The following is a 3,104-nucleotide window of genomic DNA, read 5'->3' on the forward strand; positions in this document are numbered from 1 at the left end:
TTTATATGGAGTGCAATTTTACTCTTTTCTTTTTCAAATTCAAAATTATTTAAAAGAGCAGAAGTAAAGTTAATAAGAAAAAATTCTATCGGCCTTTAAAAAATGAGGAATCCAATGGAAGCAAAAGAACTATTAGCTGCGTATAAGCGATTATGGAACAATCGTACTGTCTCAAATGGAAGTAATGAGGAAGAAATACTTTTAGAGCTTGTGAAGCAAGAATTAAAGGATGAAATGACTCATCCTCGACTACGCAAAAATCATTATGAAAAATTTCACCAATCTATAAAAAGAATCATTATATCGCCATTACATGAGAAAGAAAAGTTAATGTTAATCAACGTTTATTCTCAATGTTTAGAACAATTAGTAGAAAATGATAAGGAGAAATAAATATGAAACCAATAACAAAACAAGAAGTTCAATCATATTTAGAGCAATTTTTAAACAAAGTCGTTTATATTCATCTGGAAACGACAACAGGTGCCTATAATGCACATAAGAATGAAGGGAACATGACGGTTGTTGCTTTTATACGTAATACAAAGGTCGTGTATAACCAAGCTAAAATTACCGGTAATGGTCCGTATCGTGTTGGACTTAAACTTGATGAAGGCTGGGTTTATGCAGAAGGGTTAACAGATTGGATTTATAATGATGAAAATCAACTGCTTATGGCAGGACATAATTCTGAAGGACAATTAGCAATTGCACTACAAATTAGTGAAACTCCGTTTAATTATTAAGAATATAAACTAAAGGAGATTAAATAAAATGAAAGAACATGTATTAGTAATCTTACCTCACCCAGACGATGAATCATATGGTGTTGCAGGTCTAATCGCACAAAAACGCAAAGCTGGAATCCCCGTTACATATGCTTGTGGTACTTTAGGTGAGATGGGAAGAAATATGGGGAATCCACTTTTCGCGAATCGAGAGTCATTACCAAAAATCCGCAAAAAAGAGCTAGAAGACGCATGCAAAGCGATGGACATTCAAGATTTGAGAATGCTAGGACTTAGGGACAAAACACTTGAATTTGAAGATGATGAAAAAATTGCCGATATGATGGAAGAAATCATTGATGAAATTGAACCGTCCTTAATTGTGACGTTCTATCCAGGTCATGGGGTACATCCTGACCATGATGCATGTGGTGCAGCCGTCATCCGTGCCTTAAAACGACGCCCAAAAGAAAAACGTCCAACAACATATTGTATGGCAATTACAAATAATCGATTTGAAGCGGTTGGTCAACCTGATGTTATTCTTAATATAACAGATGTTATGGATATTAAATTAAATGCATTGAAAGCACATCGATCACAAACCGAAGGCATGCTGAAACAAATGGAAGAAAAAATCTTGAATAAGGATAAAGAAGCGATGCAATGGTTTGAAAAAGAAGTTTATTGGACCTACAAATGGGATGATTAAATAAGACAATTTATAATATTAAAGCTTAGAAAAATGACAATTTCAAAAGATGATGTACTTTTTTAATTAAAAAAGCACTTGTTCCAAAATTAAGGAGCAAGTGCTTTTTGTGGGGTATAAATTAAGTTATGCTTAAAGAATATCTCTTTTGAATTATTCGAAGTCGAATCGATAAACAAATTGCACCAGCTGCAAGACCTGTTATTAATCCAATCCAATATCCAAATGCATCAAGTGATGAAAATTTTGCCAGGAAAATCCCAAAAGGGAGTCCAATAATCCAATACGAGATTAAAGCCATCATAAATGTCATATTAACATCTTTATATCCTCTTAAAGCACCTTGAATAGGAGCAGCGATAGCATCTGATAGCTGAAAGAAAATCGCGTAAATAAGAAATTCCTGTGTAAGTTTTAATACATGAATATCAGAGGTATAAATAGATGCAACTTGAGAACGGAAAAAATAAATGAACGCAGCTGAGATAAGTGATAAGGATAAAGCCATTCCGATTCCAATATAACTATATTGCTTTGCGTGTTGAAACCTTTTAGCTCCTACTTCATGTCCAATAACAATAGTTAAAGCCGTTGAAATACTTAAAGGTAGCATATATAAAAAAGAAGCAAAATTCATAGCTGCTTGATGGGATGCAATTGTAATTGTATTAAATTGGCTCATAAATAAAGTAACGGCCGCAAAAATACTTGTCTCAAAAAAGATTGCTAGTCCAACAGGGATCCCGATGATTAGAATTTCCTTCCAAGCTTTTATAGATGCACGATAGAAAGTATTAAAAATGTTAAATTTCTTAAATGGATGTTTTTTAACAACTATAATAATTGCAATAAAAGCAATACACCAATAGGTTATTGCAGAAGCAACTCCTGCACCTATCCCTCCAAGCTTCGGAAATCCTAGTTTGCCGAAAATAAACAGAGAGTTAAGTATAAAATTTATCGGGAGTGATGCTAATGTAATAAACATTGTAACCCTTGTAAAACCTAAAGCATCGATAAAGCAGCGGATTACAGCATATAAAAACAATGGGAATATTCCGAATGATAACGCAATTAAATATCCTTTAGCAATTGAGTAAACTTCTGCTTCTAAGTTCATCATATGTAATATGGGATCTACTGTAAAGAGGCCAATTATTATCACGACAACGGAAATACAAATACTTAAATACAAACCTTGAATAACTACGTTCGGTACATCATTTTTTTTATTTGCCCCCATTAATTGTGCAACAATTGGTGTAATTGCTAATAAAATACCACTTAAACCAGTATATACAGGAACCCAGAGACTTGATCCGATAGCAACTCCTGCAAGATCATTTGGATGAACCTTTCCTGACATTGTTGTATCAAAAAAATTCATCGAATATAGACCGAGCTGAGTTATTAAAACAGGGAATAGAATCTTTAATAAAGTAATGATTTTTTCTTTATTTGTTGATGCTTCTTTCATATTAAATCCTCGTTTCTAAAAAGCTAACTTTTGAATTATAACATGAAAAAAACATTTTGTTACGTTTTCAGATGTCTATTCCAACTATTATTGCCGATTTGGATGTTTATTTTCTTTTTTTGTTTCACCTTTAAACATTTGATAGTAAAAGAAGCCTAAAGATAGCACGCCTAATATACTAAATGTA

General features: G+C 32.8%; 4 protein-coding genes. 3 read left to right on the plus strand and 1 reads right to left on the minus strand.

The genetic code is table 11. From position 1 onward, the window contains the following. Positions 1 to 114: 114 nt before the first annotated feature. The 3 genes from HU235_RS04780 to bshB2 are packed head-to-tail and all read left to right on the plus strand — an operon-like array spanning position 115 to position 1,440. Positions 115 to 393 carry a hypothetical protein gene (locus HU235_RS04780; protein WP_174879475.1) on the plus strand — a complete coding sequence of 93 codons (279 nt, stop codon included), beginning with the start codon at positions 115 to 117 and terminating at the stop codon, positions 391 to 393. A gap of 2 nt (positions 394 to 395) precedes the next feature. Continuing rightward, positions 396 to 746: a YojF family protein gene (locus tag HU235_RS04785; protein ID WP_095301252.1), complete on the plus strand. Its 351-nt coding sequence runs from the start codon at positions 396 to 398 to the stop codon at positions 744 to 746. 28 nt (positions 747 to 774) lie between these two features. Then, a complete protein-coding gene (bshB2, locus tag HU235_RS04790) occupies positions 775 to 1,440 on the plus strand; it encodes a bacillithiol biosynthesis deacetylase BshB2 (protein WP_095301251.1) in 666 nt (221 codons plus the stop codon). Positions 1,441 to 1,561: 121 nt separating this feature from the next. Here bshB2 and HU235_RS04795 read toward each other — a convergent pair whose 3' ends face one another. Beyond that, positions 1,562 to 2,917 (minus strand): MATE family efflux transporter, encoded by a 1,356-nt coding sequence (locus HU235_RS04795; RefSeq protein WP_095301250.1) that lies wholly within the window; start codon positions 2,915 to 2,917, stop codon positions 1,562 to 1,564. Positions 2,918 to 3,104 lie beyond the last annotated feature (187 nt).

This window comes from Metabacillus niabensis (genome assembly GCF_902829255.1).
In the GTDB taxonomy this organism is placed as follows: domain Bacteria; phylum Bacillota; class Bacilli; order Bacillales; family Bacillaceae; genus Metabacillus; species Metabacillus niabensis.